Consider the following 15,834-nt stretch of genomic DNA (forward strand, 5'->3'; position numbering starts at 1 on the left):
CCCCGCCGAGGCGCCGCGTGAGATTCGCCGCGCCACGCGGCGTCGTCGCGATCTCCTAGAGACAACTGCTGCCTCCAACTGGCAGGCTGCCACCCATGACCCTGAAGCTGCGTTCCGTCGGGGCGAGCGACCGCGGGCTGATCCGCAGCGGCAACCAGGACGCCCTGCACTCCGGGGCCTGGCTCGTCGCCGTCGCCGACGGCATGGGCGGGATGGCCGCCGGCGATCTGGCCAGCCGCATCGCCATCGACGCGGTCGGTCCGCTGGACCAGGCGACACCCGAGGACGCCCTCGTCGCCGCCCTCCAGGGCGGCATCGAGCTGGCCAGCGCGCGGATCCGCCAGGCGGTCGAGGAGGACCCCGAGCGGCAGGGCATGGGCACCACCCTGACCGCCCTGCTCTTCGCCCGCACCGGGAGCTGCCTCGCCCTGGCCCACGTCGGTGACTCCCGCGCGTACCTCTACCGGGAGCGGGTGCTCAAGCAGATCACCCGGGACGACACCTTCGTGCAGATGCTCGTCGACCAGGGCCTCATCACCCCCGACCAGGCCGCGAGCCACCCCCGCCGGGCCGTGGTCACCCAGGCGTTGCAGGGCGGCGAGGTCTCCCCGTCGTACGCCACGATGGTGCCCTGGGCGGGCGACCGGTGGCTGCTGTGCAGCGACGGCCTGTCCAACGTGGTCCGTCCGGACACCCTCGCCGAGGTCCTCGGCGGGTACCCGGACCGGGAGGAGTGCGCCCGCCGGCTGATCGACCTGGCGCTGCGCGCCGGCGGCCCCGACAACGTCACCGTGGTCGTCGCCGACGTCGTCGCCGAGAGCTGACGCCGGGCGGCGGCCGGTCAGCGGCGGCGCGGGGCGGCCCGGCGGGTCGGCTCGGCGGTGGTCGGGTCCTCCGGCCAGGGGTGGCGGGGGTAGCGCCCGCGCAGCTCCGCGCGGACCTGCGGATAGCCGGTGCGCCAGAACGACGCCAGGTCGGCGGTGACCGCGACGGGCCGCCCGGCGGGGGAGAGCAGGTGCAGCAGCACCGGCACCCGCCCGTCGGCGATGCGGGGCGCGTCGGCCCAGCCGAAGGTCTCCTGGAGCTTCACCGCCAGCACCGGGGCGGCCGGGTCGGCGTAGTCCACCCGCACCCGCGAGCCGCTGGGCACGGCGAGCCGCTCGGGGGCCAGCTCGTCGAGCCGGGCCGCCTCGCGCCAGGGCAGCAGCCGGCGCAGCGCGGCGGCGACGTCGACCCGGGCCAGGTCGGCCCGGCGGCGGGCGGCGGCCAGCTCCGGGCCGAGCCAGGCGTCCACCGAGGCGAGCAGGGCGGCGTCGTCCACGTCCGGCCAGTCGGGGCCGAGCGCGTGCCGGCAGAAGGCCAGCCGCTCGCGCAGCGCCCGCGCGGCCGGGGTCCAGGTCAGCAGCGCCAGGCCGTCGCGGCGCAGCCCGTCGCGCAGGGCGGCGGCGACCAGCGCCGGGTCCGGCCGGGTCAGCGGCCGGGCGACCAGCTCGATCGCGCCGAGCCGGACCACCTCCCGGGCCACCACGTCCCCGCCGGACCAGGTCACCTCCCGCTCCGTGCGCAGCAGCGCCCCGCCGGCCTCCCGGGCGGTGGCCTCGTCCAGCGGCGCGGCCAGCCGTACCCGCGCGGTCGGCGCGCCGGGGGAGCGGTCGGCGACCGCGACCGCCAGCCACGCCGCGCCGGCCAGCCCCGAGCCCGACGCCAGCTCCGCCGCGGTCCCGCCGGCCATCAGGTACGCCGACCCGCCCGCCCGGCGCAGGCGGGCCAGCCGCTCCGGGTACGCCAGCCCGACCAGCAGCCCGGCGGCGAGGTCGTCGGGCAGCCGGTCGGCCCCCGGCCCCCGGCTCGGGACGGCCGGGCGACCCTCCCGACGCGCGGACGGGCCACCGTTCGGGGCCGGGCCACCGTTCGGGGGCCGGCCGGCGGGCAGGGCGGCGCGCAGCCGGCGGGACTCGGCCCGCCAGCGGGCGGTGGCCGCCGGGTCGACCCCGGCGCGCAGCCGCCGCCACGACGCGGCCAGGTCGTCGCCCGGCCCGGCGAGGGCGTCCTCGGCGAGCACCGCCACCACCTCGGCGGCCCGGTCCGCGCCGACCACCGGCGCCCCGTCGAGCAGGGCGCGGGCCAGCCGGGGGTGCGCCCCAGCCCCGGCGATGGCCCGGCCGCGCGCGGTGACCCGGCCGTCGGCGTCGAGCGCGCCGAGGGTGGTCAGGGTCTCCCGGGCGACGGCCATCCCCGCCGCCGGGGGCGGGTCGGGCAGGGCCAACCCGGAGCCGTCCGGGTCGCCCCAGGCGGCCAGCTCCAGGGCGAACCCGGTCAGGTCGGCGGTGGCGATCTCCGGCTCCGGCTGCGCCGCGAGCCGGGCGTGGGTCGCCTCCGACCAGCACCGGTAGACGTGCCCCGGGGCCTCCCGGCCGGCGCGGCCGGCCCGCTGGGTCGCCGCCGCCCGGGACACCGGCACGGTGACCAGCGCGCCGAGGCCCCGGGAGAGGTCGACCCGGGCCACCCGGGAAAGGCCGGCGTCGACCACCACCCGCACCCCGGGCACGGTCAGGCTGCTCTCGGCCACGGCGGTGGCCAGCACCACCCGCCGCCGGTCGGCCGGGCGCAGCGCGGCGTCCTGCTCGGCCCCGCGCAGCCGGCCGTGCAGCGGCAGCAGGGCGACCGGGCCGCGCAGGTCGGCCAGCCGGCCGGTCACCCCGGCGATCTCGCCGACCCCCGGCAGGAAGACCAGCAGGTCGCCCTCGCGCTCGGCGAGGGCCCGGCGGACGGTGGCCGCCACGTGGTCCAGCAGCGCCGGGTCCACCCGGCCGGACGGGGTCAGCGTGACCGGCCGGGGCGGCGGGGCCCAGACCCGGGTCACCGGGTGCAGCGCCGAGGCGGCCCGGACCACCGGGGCCGGCGCGCCGTCGACGCCGAGCAGCGCGGCGAACCGGTCCGCGTCCGGGGTCGCCGACATCGCCAGCAGCCACAGGTCGGGGCGCAGGGCCTCCCGAGCCTGCACGCTGAACGCCAGCGCCAGGTCGGCGTCGAGCTGCCGCTCGTGGCACTCGTCGAGCAGCACCGCGTCGACGCCGGGCAGCTCCGGGTCGTGGTGCAGCCGGCGCACCAGCAGGCCCGTGGTCACCACCTCCACGCGGGTGGCGGGGCCGACCCGCCGCTCACCGCGCACCGCGTACCCGATCCGGTCGCCGACCCGCTCGCCGAGCAGCGCGGCCATCCGGTGCGCCGCCGCGCGGGCGGCGACCCGGCGCGGCTGGGCGATCACCACCCGGCCGGCGACCGCCCCGGCCACGGCCAGCGGCGCGAGGGTCGTCTTACCGGTGCCCGGCGGGGCCACGAGCACCGCGCCGCCGGCCGCGCGCAGCGCATCGAGCAGCGCCGGCAGCGCGGGCCGGACCGGCAGGTCGAGGGGTACGTCGGCGAGCACCGTCCTACTGTCCCACCGGCCGCCACCGGGCCGTCGGGGCGTACCGGGGCACGAAAGGGCCCGGCCGGCGCATCGCCGACCGGGCCCGGTGGGGCTCAGCCCTAGTACGTTCCGTCGAGCTGCCCCCGCAGCTTCGTCAGCGCCCGGGCCAGCAGCCGGGACACGTGCATCTGGGAGACGCCGATCTGCTCGGCGATCTGCGACTGGGTCAGGTTGCCGTAGAAGCGCAGGGTCAGGATCTTCTGCTCGCGCTCGTCGAGCGTGGAGAGCGCCGGGCCGAGGGCGACCCGCAGCTCGGCCAGCTCGAACTCGTTGTCCTCGCCGCCGAGCATGTCGCCCAGCTCGGTGGCCCGGTCGCCGTCGCCGGTCGGGGTGGACAGCGACACCGCGTTGTACGCGCGGGCGCCCTCCAGGCCCTCCAGGACCTCTTCCTCGGTGAGCTTGAGGTGGGCGGCGATGTCGGCGACCGTCGGGGAGCGGCCGAGGGTCTGCAGCAGCGAGCTGTTGGCGTCGGAGATGGCCAGCCGCAGCTCCTGGAGGCGACGCGGAACCCGGATGTCCCAGGTGCGGTCGCGGAAGTGCCGCTTCAGCTCGCCGATGATGGTCGGGATGGCGTAGCCGGCGAAGTCGACGCCGCGCGAGGGGTCGAACTTGTCGATGGCCTTGATGAGGCCGACGGCGGCGGTCTGCGCCAGGTCGTCGGTGGGCTCGCCCCGGCCGCTGTAGCGGTGGGCGAGGTGGTTGGCCAGGGGCAGCCAGGCCTCGATCGCCCGGTCCCGCATCGCGGCGCGCGACGGGTGGTTGGCGGGCAGCGCGGCCATCGCGTTCAGGATGTCGGCGGCGCTGTCGGTGAGCGCACGCGGGTCGAGCTTCTCCGTCGTGGACGGAGCTGTGGTGGTCCGCTCGCTGGTCGTTGGCGCGGTCATGGGTGGTCCTCCCTGCACCTCGTCCGCGGATAAAAGACGTGACGCTGTGGTTTAGCTTCGAATGGGCCGTTCGGGACTCACCTTAGCCCGATCAGCTCCAGGAAATCTAGCCGAAAGTACGATGCGTCTAAGGTGTTTTCAGGAACAAAACGCCCAGAAGGGCGGCAAACCTAGGAACTTGTGATCGCGATTACTCCTTCCTGAGGTCCCGTGCTCCTCCTGCCGAGGCTCGAAACCGGCGGGCGGGCTGTCGACTTTCCGTCGTTGTCCCGCCCACGGGACGGCCCGTAGCGTCGCGGGGAACGTCGCCCCGGCCCGGGAGGCACCGTGCTCGACCCCGCCGACCCGCACCTCGTGGTGCACAGCCGCATGGTCTTCCTCAGCTGGCTGCCGGCTGACCCCGACGCGGTCGCCGCCCTGCTCCCGGCCGCCCTGCGCGCCGCCGAGGACCGGCGGGTCTTCATGAACCAGTACGTGGTCGACGACGGGACGCAGACCTCCGGGCTCGGGGCGTACTCGCTGACCTACCTCGGGGTGGGGCTCGCCGGGGTCGACGAGCCCGGCGGCTGGTGGACGCACTACCTCTGCTCCAGCGCCCGGGTGCGCGGGTACGCCGCCGTGCGCGGCGCCCCGGTCGCCGCAGGGCACACCTGGCTGGAGCAGCGGGGCGGCACGCTCGTGGCGCAGACCGAGGTCGACGGCGTGCCGCTCATCCGGACCCGCTCCCTGGTCGGCGACACCGGTCACGTCGTCCGCAGCGGGCACCACCGCTACCTCACCGCCCGCGGCGGGGAGCTGCTCCACGGGGTCCACCCGTACCTGGTCGAGCCGGTCGCGCCGTTCGAGGTGGAGTCGGTCGACTTCCTCGACCCGCACCACCCCGTCCACCCGCTACGCCCGGCGAACCCGCTCGACATCACCGAGGGCTTCTACTCCCCGCGCGCGTCGTTCGCGTACCCGGGCGGGTGGGGCGCCCTCGCCCACGGCCCGCCGGCCGGCGACCCGAGCGGTCACCAGGTGCCCGCCAACCGCGCCCGCAGCGGCCGGCCGTCCGGGTCGTAGACCAGCCGGTACGCCGGCAGCGCCCACGCCCGGGTGTACCAGGGCAGCCGCTCGGGGCGGTGCGGGCGCAGCCGACCCGGGGGCCGGGGGCCGACCCGGCCGGAGTCGTGCCAGCGTTGCAGCGCGTCGGCGGCGGCGGTGATCGCCGCCACCGCCGAGGCCGGGTCGAGCAGGTCGTCGTCCTCGCCGCCGCCCGGGGCCCGGTCCAGATGCTCGCGCCACAGCCGCAGCCGCAGCTCCCGGGCGAAGCGCCGGGCCCCGTCGCCCAGGCCGCCCGGGTCCAGCGGGGCCCGGTCGTCCCGGGTCTCGTCCAGCACCGCGCAGGACAGCTCGCTGTCGTGGGTCCAGGAGCGGCGGTTGAAGTTGTCGCTGCCGACGCTGGCCCAGGTGTCGTCGACCACGCACACCTTCGCGTGCACGTAGACCGGGTCGCCCGCGTGGTTCTCCACGTCGAAGACGTGCACCCGGTCGGGGGCGGCCTTGCCGCACAGCGCCAGCGCCTGCTCCCGGCCGACCATGTTCGGCGGCAGCGCGAACCGGCCGTCGACGTCGGGGTGCCGGGGCACCACGGCCACCAGGTGCAGCTCCGGGTTGGCGCGCAGCGCCCGCGCGAACAGGTCGGCGACCTCGGTCGACCAGAGGTACTGGTCCTCCAGGTAGATCAGCCGGCGGGCCCGGCGCACCGCCTTGGTGTAGCCGCGCGCCACCGTGCGCTCGCCGTCCGGGGCGAAGGAGTAGCGCGGGCGGACCGCCGGGTAGGTGCGCAGCACCTGGACCTGGTGCGGGCCGCACGGCGGCGGGTCGGTCGGCCGCTCGGGCAGCGGGTCCGGGCGCAGGTCCGCCCCGCGCAGCCGGTCCCGCAGGTACGCCAGCGGGTTCTCCGAGTCCAGCGGCATCGGGTCGGTCCACCGCTCCCGGAAGAGGACGTCGAGGGCCCCGACCACCGGCCCGCGCAGCGCGAGCTGCACGTCGTGCCAGGGCGGGGTGTCGCCGTAGCGGGGCGACATCGCCACCGCCTGCCGGTCGCCGTGGTGGTCGGCGTCGTCGCGGCGGCTGTGGCACAGGTCGATCCCGCCGGCGAAGGCGACGTCGCGCTCCGGCGCGCCGGGGTGACGCAGCACGACGAGCTTCTGGTGGTGCGAGCCGCCGCGCCGGACCCGCTGGTCGAGCAGCACCTCGCCGCCGGCCGCGCAGACCAGCTCGCTGAGGCTGCGGTTCTCCGCCTCGCTGAACGACAGCGAGTCCAGGTGCGAGCGCCAGATCAGGCCCTTGACCAGCACACCGCGCTGGGCGGCCTGGGCGAAGAGCTGGGCGACGGTGGGGCCGTCCGGGCGCAGCCGCTCGTCCGGGTCGCCCCGCCAGTCGGTGAAGAAGAGGTGGTCGCCCTCTCCCAGGGCCTCCACCTCGTCGACCAGCCGGTCGAAGTACTCCGCGCCGTGAATCAGCGGCTCGACGAGGTTTCCAGTCGTCCAGACGGGTAACTCAGAGGCCGGGTTGGCGCGCTCCGGCGTGGTGAGGAACCAGTCCCACAGCGCCACGTTCCAGCCCTCCGAGGTCGACAACGTTTTCACGGTAGGACCCCCGCGCCGCGTCCGCACGCCGACGGGCACCCCCGGTGACCTGGTCGACAATCGACGTGGCGCCACCCGAGACCCGACGCGAACACCGAGGAGGCCGTTCCATGCCCGCCGAGACGACCGATGCCGTGACCGAGCACCGCGAGCAGCCCGTGGAGAACGAGCGGGGCGCGCTGGTCGCCGTGTTGGTGATGGTGCTGCTCGGGGTGGCGGGGATCTTCGCGGTCTCCTGAGCCCGCCGAGGGGCGCCACCGGGGCAGCCCGGTGACGCCCGTTCCGCCGGTCAGGGGCGGTCGCCCCGGCCGCCGGTGTGCGGCAGCCGCTCCGCCGGAACCACCCCGAGCCGGCCTGCCTGGAAGTCCTCGAACGCCTGGATCAGCTCGGCCCGGGTGTTCATCACGAACGGGCCGTAGTGCGCCACCGGCTCCCGGATCGGCTGTCCGCCCATGACGTACAGCTCCAGGGCGGGGGTGTTCGAGTCCTGCTTCGCGTCGGCGGTGACCCGCAGCGCGTCGCCCGGGCCGTGGGTGGCGAGCTGGCCGGTGTGGATCGGCCGGCGGTCGGTGCCGACCGTGCCGCGACCGGCGAGCACGTAGACCAGCGCGTTGAAGTCCGGCTGCCAGGGCAGGCTCAGCTCGGCACCGGGCTGCACCGTGACGTGGGCGATGCTGATCGGGGTGTGGGTCGAGCCCGGCCCCCGGTGCCCGGCCACCTCACCGGCGATGACGCGGATCAGCGCGCCGCCGTCGACGGTGGTGAGCAGCGCCGACTGCCGGCCCCGGATGTCCTGGTAGCGCGGCGGCATCATCTTCGCCGCCCTCGGCAGGTTCACCCAGAGCTGGAGGCCGTGGAAGAGGCCGCCGCTGGCCACCAGGTGCTCCGGCGGCGCCTCGATGTGCAGCAGGCCGCTGCCCACGGACATGCCTCTAGACGCACATCTAAGAACGGGACACCCCGGACAGCGAAACGCCCCGCGCCCGAGGTCCGGGGCGGGGCGTTCGGCGGGGTCGGTCAGTCGGTAGGCCGTACCGTGATGATCTCTCGGGTCGGGTCGAGCGGGTCGACGACCCGAATCAGGTCATCCGGGCCGACAAGCGCCCCGGTACCCGTTAGCTCGGCGACGCGCAGCGCGGCTAGGGCTTCAGGCCCGCCGACGGCCTGCGCGGCGTGCCGCTCGGTCTCCTCGACAGTGTCCGCGGTGATGCCGTCGGCGATCAGCGGGGCGGCCTCCTCGGGAAGGAAGCCGAGGTTTGCCCAGGCGGCGGCTTCCGGGGCCGGTACGCCCGATTCCATCCACCGCCGGGCGATGCGCAGGTCACGGAACTTGTCGACCTTGGGACTGTACGTGTCCCAGTAGACGCGGAACTGTTGAACGCGGCTCATAAAGCGGCCCTTGTCTGGGTAGGCGGGTCAGGCGTCGAGCTGGGCGGCGAGCTTCAGCAGGTAGGCGCGGGAGACGATCACGTGCGACGGGTCGCCCGGGTCACCGGCCAACTCCCGCAGCGCCTCGGCGACCGGCACGGGGGCGGGGTCGGCGGCGGCCGACGGCGCTTCTCGGCGCACCTGCGCGGGGTCGCCTCGCCACTGCCCGCCAATGTCCGTCCTGGCGATCAGGTGCCCCCGCCCGACGTGGGTCACCTGCGCACGTCGCCACGCACCGAACGTAGGTACCTCGACCCAGTCGCCGGCCTTCAGTCGGTTATCCGCTCGATTGCTCACGGTCTCTCCTTCGCTGTGCCTCAGGGTAGGGGCCCGCCCCGGTCGAGGCGGGCCCCGGGCGGGTCAGGAGGCGACCCGCGCGGCGTGGTGGCGGGCGACCACGTCGGCGACCTGGGCCCAGTTGCCCCAGTCCGCCATGCCGATACCGAACCCGTCGTACGCGACGACCATCGGCCACCCGGGCGCGGCGTTGCGAACGGAGTACCGGGCGTCGCCCGCGTAGGACGCGTGCCGGATGAACGCCGACGGGTCGACCGCGAGGGGGTCGCGGACCCAGCCGGTACGGAACACGAGCGCGGGCCGCGCGGCGCGCGCCTCCTCGACCCGGGCCAGCGCCTCGGCCGCGCCGGGGCGGCTCATCGTGGCGGCGACGCGGGCGGTCCGGCGGGCGTCGCCCAGGGCGACCGGGCCGAGCGCGGCGAGCTGGGCGGGGGTGGCGGCGATGACGGCGGCGGGGTCGAGCACGTTCACGGCTATCTCCTCGGTTCTGCGTTCCCCGTGGGGCGTGTAAACAACCTAGCTTGCGCTAGACGGTTAGCGCAAGACGGAAAGCGAAACGCCCGCCCCAGGTGCGGCCCGAGGCGGGCGTTTCGGCAGGTCAGGACGTCGAAACAAGCTGAAGAACCGGCGGGCTGGTCGGCGCGGGCGCGGCCTCCTCGGCGAGCGCGTCGCGCAGCGTCCAGCGAGGCACGCCGGTCAGGGCCTCAATGTCGCGCTGCGACCTCTTCGGGTGCTCGGCCTTCAGCAGCGTCACCACACGCCGAATCTCTGCGCGGCGCTCGGTCGGGTCGGTCGGCCACGCCGACGGCCACGCGGCCGGGATCTCGACGGCGGTCACCCGTCGCGGGTCGGCGGGCGCGGGGGCCGCGGTCTCGACGTCGGCGGGGGCCTCGACCTCGACGGCGGGCGGGACTGCCTCGACCGGCGCGGCGACAGCGTCCAGCGCGGGGGCCCAGGAATCCGCGTGCGGGGCCGGGGCGGGGGCGTAGGTGTCTGCGGTGGGGGCGGGCTGCGCCGGGGCCGTGGCGAACGTCTGGGCGGGCGGGGCAACGTGCTCGGCCGTGGCGAGCGTGTCCACCACCGCGCCCAGGCGGTCAGCCAGCGACGGGCCTTCGGCCGGCGCGCGACGGATCAGCACCAGCGCCGTCGAGCACATCACCAACAGGCCGTCAACTGCCAGCGCGCCTAGCACCTGCGTCCGGCGATCCTCGCCCCAGTGCGCCAGCACGCCGGACGTGTGCAGATACGAGACGTAGCCGGCGGCGAGTGCGACCGACCCGACGCCCAAGAATCGCAGCGCCGTCGACCCCGCGCTGTGCGGCCACGCGACCCGGGTCAGCACTTCGAGCAAAATGCCGACAGCCGCGGGCAGGAACACGCCGAACAGGATGCGGCCCGGCGACGGGGCCCAGCTCGCCGAGGCCCCAGCCGGGGCGATGAACGCATGGCCCACGTTGAACGCGATTGAGGCGAGGAGGCCGAGAATCATCCCGGCGTAGATCCAACGGATACCGTCGGCGGGGGCGCGGGTCACGGGGAGATCCTTTCGAGCGGGGCCGGGAATAGAGAGGACAATAGCTGCGCTAACCGTCTAGCGCAAGTAGAAACGCCCCGTGCCTGGGAAATCCCAGGTCACGGGGCGTTTAAACGGGGTGTGACTAGTCCTCGACGGGCGCGACCAAACACGTCACGCTGCCCCCGCCGGGGCCGGTCTCCCACCGGGTCACCGGACGCCACCCGAGCGACGACAGCGCCTCAGCGAGGCGGACGGGGGCAAGGATGCCAGCGCGCTCGGTCCGGGCCGGCACGGGCGCGGTACGGCCCTCGACCGTGACCGTGCTCGACGTGGTCAACCGCCCCGCCGGGTCGACCGCGGCGACCGCCGTCGGGTGGGCGGTCGGGGCCGGCGGCGGGGTCTCCTCGACGGCGGGCGCGGCCTCGACCTCGGCGGGCGCGCCCTCCTCGACCTCGACGGAGGTCGGCGCGAGCACGACGCGCGCCGTCGGCCCCGCCTCGACGTCGCCGAGGTCCGTACGGATCAGCCGGCGGCGGCCCGTCTTCTCGGTAGCCGTCACGATCGCCGCCCGGCCGTCGTCCGGGCCGGTGGCGAAGGTCGCCGGGGCGTGCGGGTCCGTCGTGATCAGGACCCGTGCCCCCGCCGTCAGCTTGCCGGCCGTGGTCGTCTCCATTGTGTCTCTCCTTTGTTCGTTACGGGGTGGGGGATGGCGCAGGGAGCACCACCCCGAGAGCACCGCCCAGCACGCACAGTCCGCAGCAAATGGCGATCAGTGCGATAGTCCCGATGGTCAGCACGACCCACACCCACGCGGCGACCTTGCCGGCGCGGAACAGCCCGGCTTTCTGCCGGGCGGCCTCCTCGGCGGCGGGCGTGTGCTGCGGGTATGGCGATTGGTACACGGTCTCTCCCTAATGGAGTCGGGGCGCTTGCCGGCCGAGCGTATCGGTACCGGCAAGCGCCCCGGTGCGCTAGTCGCAGACCGTCAGGCGCTCCACGCAGGCAGGGCAAATCGGGGCCCCGACGGAGTCCAACCATTTCCGCGTCGTGCGGACCGCATACCCGCACCCGCATTCGCACTTGATCATTCGCGTAGTTTGCTTCTTCTCGCCGGCCCCGGCCCCGGCCGCGCCGGTCGACAGCCGGGCGTGTGGGTACGGGCCGAGGTGGTCGGCGATCTCGGCGAGGCGGGCCGCGAGGGCGTCGCCGGCATGGGTCGCAGTCATCTTGCCGGCGAGGCCGATCCCACGGGCGAGGCGAGCAAAGGGGGCCTTGTGACCGCTCGCACAGTCGTCGACCGCGTGCACAAGCTCATGCGCGAGCGTGGCGAGCACGGTCCCGGCGTCGTCGAGTACGGGCGAAATGAACACCTGGGGGACCTTGTCGGCGCTGACCGTGCTCGCCCAGCACTGCCCGATGACCTTGTGAAGGCCCTTCCGGCTGGACACGCCCGGCCACCCGACGGAGACGCGCACGCGCGGGAGCTGCGCGCCTACGGCCGCGAAGATCGGGACGAACATGTCGACGGCCTCGACCAACCATTCCTCCCGGGTACCGAACGCGCGCCCCTGGGCCGGGGCCTCGGCGTTGCAGACGCGCGGGGCGGGGGTCTCCTCGCGCCGGGCGGCGACCGGCCACGCGGGCGGGACGGGGACGCACTTCGGGCACGTTGCCTTCCGCGGCAGCGCGGTGACGGGCACGTTAGCCGCGACCTTTCCGCACACCGTCCGGTGAGGAACGCCGACCTTCGTCAGGTGCCGGCCCTCGCGCTCGGCGTGCTCCCGCAGCGCCGCCGCGTGCGCCCGGTCGATCGCGCGCTGCGGGATCAGGTGCGCGACCGCGTCGCGGCCGGCGAGGGTCACGCGAAACGCCTTGCTCGGGAGGCCGATAACCTCCGGGTCCTCGACCCACCCGGCGGCGTGCATGCGGGCGATCATGTCGGCGCGGGCGTTGCTCGCGAACAGGTCGGCGAAGTCGCGGCCGTGGTACGCCTGGTCGATCAGCGCGGCGACCAGGGCACGCGCCTGGGCGGGGGTGGGGACCGCGCCCGCGACCGGGGCCGACACGTCGGTCACGGTCTTCGGCTCAGGGGTGTCGGTCACCTCGACCGGCGCGGCCCAGAACCGCGACGCCACGCCCAGGTCACGAACCGCCCGGCCACCCTCCACCGCGCGGAGGAAGTAGCCGGAGTGGTAACGCTCCACACGGACCAGGATGCCGTTCGCGTCGGGGCCCTTCCGGTTGCCCCCGTGGTACATCAGGGTTTCCGGCTTGCCGTGACCCTTGACGGTGGCCCAGGTGGAGTGCTGCGCGGTCATTTCGGAACTCCCTTGCTCGGGGGCGGAACGTGTAAACAACCTAGCTTGCGCTAGCCGTCTAGCGCAACCCCGAATCCAAAAACGCCCGTGAACAGGCACAGCGCGAACGGGCGTCGCCCGCGGGAAGTGCGAGCGACGCCCGGAAATGGTCAAGCCGGCGGGTTGCTGGTCTGCGCGGGGAAGAACCAGAAACCCGCGGTGGTGTGGTTCGGCCGGGCGCTGCATACCAGCTTCACAGTCCCTATGCCCTTCGCGGGGTACTCGCGCTCAGTGCCGGGCACCCGGACCCACACCCCGGGACAGGACTCCGCCCCGTCCCGACGGCCCTCGATGTCTGCCCGGGGGTACACGCGTGCGGGCGCGCTCACGCGAACGCCTTACGCGCCCGCTCGCCCAACTTGGTAAGTGCCTTTTGCATCGCCGTGACCAGCTCGGCCGTCGTCGGCAACGTCGCGCCCAGCTTGCGCCGGTCGTCAAGGGCGCGTAGGTACTCCTGAATCTCGTGAACCCCGCCGACGTAGGCGATCCGCCCCGCCTCGCTCCGGTCGGCGCTCCGCTGCAATGCTGCGAACACCTCGACGTCGTCGGCGCACATCGGGCAGGTGTCCGCGTGGATCGCGTGGCCGAACTGGGCGTCACTGCGCCGCGGCAACGTCGGGTGAATCGCCTCCTCGTCGAGAAGGTACGACTCGCGCCGGCCCAGGTGGGCCCGAAGTCGAATGATCTCCTCGGTCAGCTTGCGTACGGTGTCGTCCGCCTTGTCGGCGTGCTCCCACTTGCTGTGTTCGACCCAGTTAAGCAGGCCGGTACCGGCGTGCATCAGCCGCGGCGGGAGCTGGGCGAGGAGGTCGCGCGTCGAGGTCATGCGGAGAGCCTTTCGGTAGGGGCGGGGGAGAGCCGCCATGCGTGCGCCTCGGCGACGCGCTCGACGTGCCCCCGGTGCATTTGGGAGGTCTGCCATATCGCCATGGCGCGGCCGGAACACGACAGCGCCTCGGCGTCGAGCTGCGCGGCGCGCTCCCGGTCGCCCCGGGACAGCGCCGACGTCCCGGCCCGGCGCAAGCGCTGCCCGCGGCGGGACAGCACCCGTGCCCATCGGTCGGCGACGTCGAGGCGGGCGGTTTCACGGGTGATCCACCCTGCGAGATCCTGCGCCGGGTCGCAGCACGCCGAACCGGGGTGCGGGACGGCGCGGGGCCGGCGGCGGGCGGTCACTGAATTCTCCCGCCAATGCCGATCCCCGACCCCTTGACTGGGTCGGAAAACGGAAACTTGACGTAGCCCCGCTCGACCGCCGCGATCTCGCTCGCGGGGGCCCCGGCCGCGTACAGCTCGGCGAGGCGGGCGGCCTTCTCCTCGCGCGCCTGGGCGGCCCGCTCGGCGAGCGTCATCCGGTGGTGCCGGCCCCCGCGCAGCTCGGCGAGGAGGGCCGAGCACGCGGCGAGCGACCGGGGCGACGTCGGGCCGTCGAGCACACTCGACGACGCGTAGGCCACCTCGCGGCACGTCGGGCACTCGCAGCCCGTGATCTCGGCCCGGTGCGGGGCGAAGTCGGCGGGGCCGATCTCCGGGGCGCTCACCGCAGCACCCCCGGCCGCGCCGGCAGGCCGGTCACGACCTCGCGCATGTGGGCCGCGGCGTCGGCGTCGACCGCGTCGCGCGCCTCGAAGTCAAGGCGGTCGTACACCTCGCCGCCCGTGTCGGCCGTGCGGACGGCCTCGAAGTCGAACAGGTCCATTGTGGAATTCCTCTCTTGCGGGACAGGCGGCATATGCGCCAGCAGGGGCCGGGCTGTTCGCCACCCGGCCCCCGATTTCTGCGCTAGGCGTCTAGCGCACAGAGCGCAGCACGCATCTTGCCCAGGGCGCGCGTGCGCGTGCGGTACGCCTTCAGGCGGGACATGCCGAGGTAGTGACCCACGGCGTCGTCGGACAGCTCGTCGCCGGCCGCGCGGTCGTCGAAGCCGTACTTCAGCCGACACACGGACTCCTCGGCGGCGTCGACCGCGCCGAACGCGAGGCCGCACAGCACCCGGTCTTCCGCCTCGCTGACCGCCGACGGCGTGACCACGGGCGACAGCGACCCGTCGCCGTACGCCGAAATCGCGGCCTCCATCGACTGTCCGGCCGTGACCGCCGCCAGCACCGCGAAGAACGTCTCACGGGTCATGGCGTACGACGGGGCGAGGTCCGCGGCCCGTGCCGGGTCGCCGTCAGCCGCGGCGAGGATGCCGAAAAACCGCTCCACGGTGCGGGGCGGGACCGTGAACCCCGTGCCGGCGAGGGCTGCGGCGGCGGTCAGCTCGGCGTGCATGTGCTGACGCAGGATCGACACCAACCGGGACGACCGGGCGGGGTCGAACGCCTTGACCGCGGACATCAGGCCCACCCAGGCGGCCTGACGGGCGTCGTCAAGGGGCAGTACCCGGGTGAAGGCGGCGACGGCGCGGCGCAGGTGCGGCACGTAGGCCGAGGTGAGGCGCAGGTAGGCGTCGGCGTCGCCGTCGCGGGCCGCCGCGATGGTCTCGACCTCCTCGGCGGGGTCGGCGATCTCGCGGTGGGGAGCGTCCCAAAGTCGGGCGTAGATGGACATAAGTAGCCTCCTGGGGGCGTGACGGGGTCGCCGGCTGAAGGCCGGCCTTTGATCGAACGGGTGTGCGATCGGTGGCGCGCTGTCGACGCTACTCCGCTAACCGACTAGCGCAAGAGTTGTTCGATCATCGGTACGAACGGGCAGGTAGGGCCCGCCGTACGGGCGGGGGCGGAACACCAAAGGGCCCCGAGGAATCACCCCCGGGGCCCCGATCGGACAGTGCGCGCTACGCCGACCGGCGCACCTCGCGCGCCGTGTAGGCGACCACGCGCAGGCCCAGCGCGGCGGCTAGCGCGTACTCCCACAGGCCCTCAGCGCCGGGCAGCGTCACGACCACGTCGGCCGCGGTCAGCGCGTCCATGTCGGCGGCGACGTCGGCAACCAGGTCGCCGGCCGCATCGGCGGTTAGCCCGGGGGCGACGACCTCGCAGCCGGCCGCGCGCAGCGCGTCGAGCGCGGCCCCGAACCGGGCCGCCCGGTCGCCCGGGGTGCCCGTGCTCGGGCCGAGGAGGTACACGCGCTGCCCTGCCATGCGAGTAAGGTCGTCCGCCCGTCGTGCGGTGATCATTTGCTGTCCTCCCCGTTCTGCGGCGCAAGCGCCGACAGCACTTCCCGGCGCGCCGGCCGTCGCGGGCCAGAATCACGCCGGTAAGTGCGTTCGCCGAGCGTACTACCCAGGCACGACGCCGCAACC

Annotated in this window: 19 protein-coding genes and 1 pseudogene; 3 read left to right on the forward strand and 17 right to left on the reverse strand. The window is 74.7% G+C overall.

Features of this window, described 5'->3' with window-relative positions; genetic code table 11:
• The first annotated feature begins 95 nt into the window (after positions 1 to 95).
• A complete protein-coding gene (locus tag LPU43_RS01635; RefSeq protein ID WP_229398089.1) occupies positions 96 to 824 on the forward strand; it encodes a PP2C family protein-serine/threonine phosphatase in 729 nt (242 codons plus the stop codon).
• Positions 825 to 841: 17 nt separating this feature from the next.
• Here the strand turns inward: LPU43_RS01635 and hrpB are convergent, their stop codons facing one another.
• Positions 842 to 3,430, reverse strand: coding sequence for an ATP-dependent helicase HrpB (gene hrpB, locus LPU43_RS01640; RefSeq protein ID WP_229398091.1), 2,589 nt, complete (start codon positions 3,428 to 3,430; stop codon positions 842 to 844).
• Positions 3,431 to 3,531: 101 nt separating this feature from the next.
• Positions 3,532 to 4,356, reverse strand: coding sequence for a SigB/SigF/SigG family RNA polymerase sigma factor (locus LPU43_RS01645; protein ID WP_229398092.1), 825 nt, complete (start codon positions 4,354 to 4,356; stop codon positions 3,532 to 3,534).
• A 327-nt stretch (positions 4,357 to 4,683) separates the two neighbouring features.
• Between LPU43_RS01645 and LPU43_RS01650 the strand changes: the two genes are divergently transcribed.
• Entirely contained in the window at positions 4,684 to 5,418 is a 735-nt protein-coding gene (locus tag LPU43_RS01650) for a hypothetical protein (RefSeq protein WP_229398094.1), read from the forward strand.
• Here LPU43_RS01650 and LPU43_RS01655 read toward each other — a convergent pair.
• Positions 5,367 to 6,956, reverse strand: a complete 1,590-nt coding sequence (locus tag LPU43_RS01655; RefSeq protein WP_229398615.1) for a phospholipase D family protein — start codon at positions 6,954 to 6,956, stop codon at positions 5,367 to 5,369. The genes LPU43_RS01650 and LPU43_RS01655 overlap by 52 nt on opposite strands.
• Positions 6,957 to 7,099: 143 nt before the next feature.
• Here LPU43_RS01655 and LPU43_RS28520 point away from each other — a divergent pair, with 143 nt between their 5' ends.
• Positions 7,100 to 7,228: a hypothetical protein gene (locus tag LPU43_RS28520; protein ID WP_255684262.1), complete on the forward strand. Its 129-nt coding sequence runs from the start codon at positions 7,100 to 7,102 to the stop codon at positions 7,226 to 7,228.
• A gap of 50 nt (positions 7,229 to 7,278) precedes the next feature.
• On the opposite strand, the pseudogene LPU43_RS01660 reads toward LPU43_RS28520, so the two are convergent.
• From LPU43_RS01660 to LPU43_RS01725, 14 genes and pseudogenes are all read right to left on the reverse strand, one after another.
• Positions 7,279 to 7,917, reverse strand: a pseudogene (locus LPU43_RS01660) (pirin family protein); the annotation flags it as partial.
• 89 nt (positions 7,918 to 8,006) lie between these two features.
• Positions 8,007 to 8,378, reverse strand: a complete 372-nt coding sequence (locus LPU43_RS01665; RefSeq protein WP_229398096.1) for a hypothetical protein — start codon at positions 8,376 to 8,378, stop codon at positions 8,007 to 8,009.
• A gap of 27 nt (positions 8,379 to 8,405) precedes the next feature.
• Positions 8,406 to 8,633, reverse strand: coding sequence for a hypothetical protein (locus LPU43_RS01670; protein WP_229398098.1), 228 nt, complete (start codon positions 8,631 to 8,633; stop codon positions 8,406 to 8,408).
• 144 nt (positions 8,634 to 8,777) lie between these two features.
• On the reverse strand, positions 8,778 to 9,185 hold the full coding sequence (locus tag LPU43_RS01675; RefSeq protein ID WP_229398100.1) for a hypothetical protein: 408 nt from the start codon (positions 9,183 to 9,185) through the stop codon (positions 8,778 to 8,780).
• Positions 9,186 to 9,312: 127 nt separating this feature from the next.
• Complete coding sequence (locus LPU43_RS01680; RefSeq protein WP_229398101.1) at positions 9,313 to 10,248, reverse strand: hypothetical protein; 936 nt, start codon at positions 10,246 to 10,248, stop codon at positions 9,313 to 9,315.
• Between the two features lie 124 nt (positions 10,249 to 10,372).
• On the reverse strand, positions 10,373 to 10,903 hold the full coding sequence (locus tag LPU43_RS01685; RefSeq protein ID WP_229398103.1) for a hypothetical protein: 531 nt from the start codon (positions 10,901 to 10,903) through the stop codon (positions 10,373 to 10,375).
• A 19-nt stretch (positions 10,904 to 10,922) separates the two neighbouring features.
• Positions 10,923 to 11,132 carry a hypothetical protein gene (locus tag LPU43_RS01690; protein ID WP_229398105.1) on the reverse strand — a complete coding sequence of 70 codons (210 nt, stop codon included), beginning with the start codon at positions 11,130 to 11,132 and terminating at the stop codon, positions 10,923 to 10,925.
• 69 nt (positions 11,133 to 11,201) lie between these two features.
• Positions 11,202 to 12,548, reverse strand: coding sequence for a SprT-like domain-containing protein (locus LPU43_RS01695; RefSeq protein WP_229398107.1), 1,347 nt, complete (start codon positions 12,546 to 12,548; stop codon positions 11,202 to 11,204).
• A 364-nt stretch (positions 12,549 to 12,912) separates the two neighbouring features.
• Positions 12,913 to 13,413 carry a hypothetical protein gene (locus LPU43_RS01700; protein WP_229398109.1) on the reverse strand — a complete coding sequence of 167 codons (501 nt, stop codon included), beginning with the start codon at positions 13,411 to 13,413 and terminating at the stop codon, positions 12,913 to 12,915.
• The gene (locus tag LPU43_RS01705; RefSeq protein ID WP_229398111.1) at positions 13,410 to 13,763 is read right to left on the reverse strand and encodes a hypothetical protein; all 354 of its coding nucleotides are present in this window, start codon (positions 13,761 to 13,763) and stop codon (positions 13,410 to 13,412) included. The genes LPU43_RS01700 and LPU43_RS01705 overlap by 4 nt, the downstream gene beginning before the upstream one ends.
• The gene (locus LPU43_RS01710; protein WP_229398113.1) at positions 13,760 to 14,128 is read right to left on the reverse strand and encodes a hypothetical protein; all 369 of its coding nucleotides are present in this window, start codon (positions 14,126 to 14,128) and stop codon (positions 13,760 to 13,762) included. Before LPU43_RS01710 ends, LPU43_RS01705 begins: the two co-directional genes overlap by 4 nt.
• Entirely contained in the window at positions 14,125 to 14,286 is a 162-nt protein-coding gene (locus LPU43_RS01715) for a hypothetical protein (protein ID WP_229398115.1), read from the reverse strand. Before LPU43_RS01715 ends, LPU43_RS01710 begins: the two co-directional genes overlap by 4 nt.
• Before the next feature lie 83 nt (positions 14,287 to 14,369).
• Positions 14,370 to 15,140 (reverse strand): hypothetical protein, encoded by a 771-nt coding sequence (locus tag LPU43_RS01720; RefSeq protein WP_229398117.1) that lies wholly within the window; start codon positions 15,138 to 15,140, stop codon positions 14,370 to 14,372.
• 226 nt (positions 15,141 to 15,366) lie between these two features.
• Positions 15,367 to 15,672, reverse strand: a complete 306-nt coding sequence (locus tag LPU43_RS01725; RefSeq protein WP_229398119.1) for a DUF4406 domain-containing protein — start codon at positions 15,670 to 15,672, stop codon at positions 15,367 to 15,369.
• Between the last annotated feature and the right edge of the window lie 162 nt (positions 15,673 to 15,834).

Origin of the sequence: Micromonospora okii (assembly GCF_020884795.1) — a bacterium.
Classification (GTDB): Bacteria; Actinomycetota; Actinomycetes; order Mycobacteriales; family Micromonosporaceae; genus Micromonospora; species Micromonospora okii.

Excerpts from the sequence above, each read along its gene's own strand:
- LPU43_RS28520 (WP_255684262.1), top strand. The coding sequence starts at position 7,100 with ATGCCCGCCGAGACGACCGATGCCGTGACCGAGCACCGCGAGCAGCCC.
- LPU43_RS01665 (WP_229398096.1), bottom strand. The coding sequence starts at position 8,378 with ATGAGCCGCGTTCAACAGTTCCGCGTCTACTGGGACACGTACAGTCCC.
- LPU43_RS01725 (WP_229398119.1), bottom strand. The coding sequence starts at position 15,672 with ATGGCAGGGCAGCGCGTGTACCTCCTCGGCCCGAGCACGGGCACCCCG.
- LPU43_RS01715 (WP_229398115.1), bottom strand. The coding sequence starts at position 14,286 with ATGGACCTGTTCGACTTCGAGGCCGTCCGCACGGCCGACACGGGCGGC.
- LPU43_RS01635 (WP_229398089.1), top strand. The coding sequence starts at position 96 with ATGACCCTGAAGCTGCGTTCCGTCGGGGCGAGCGACCGCGGGCTGATC.
- LPU43_RS01645 (WP_229398092.1), bottom strand. The coding sequence starts at position 4,356 with ATGACCGCGCCAACGACCAGCGAGCGGACCACCACAGCTCCGTCCACG.
- LPU43_RS01700 (WP_229398109.1), bottom strand. The coding sequence starts at position 13,413 with ATGACCTCGACGCGCGACCTCCTCGCCCAGCTCCCGCCGCGGCTGATG.
- LPU43_RS01685 (WP_229398103.1), bottom strand. The coding sequence starts at position 10,903 with ATGGAGACGACCACGGCCGGCAAGCTGACGGCGGGGGCACGGGTCCTG.
- LPU43_RS01695 (WP_229398107.1), bottom strand. The coding sequence starts at position 12,548 with ATGACCGCGCAGCACTCCACCTGGGCCACCGTCAAGGGTCACGGCAAG.
- LPU43_RS01720 (WP_229398117.1), bottom strand. The coding sequence starts at position 15,140 with ATGTCCATCTACGCCCGACTTTGGGACGCTCCCCACCGCGAGATCGCC.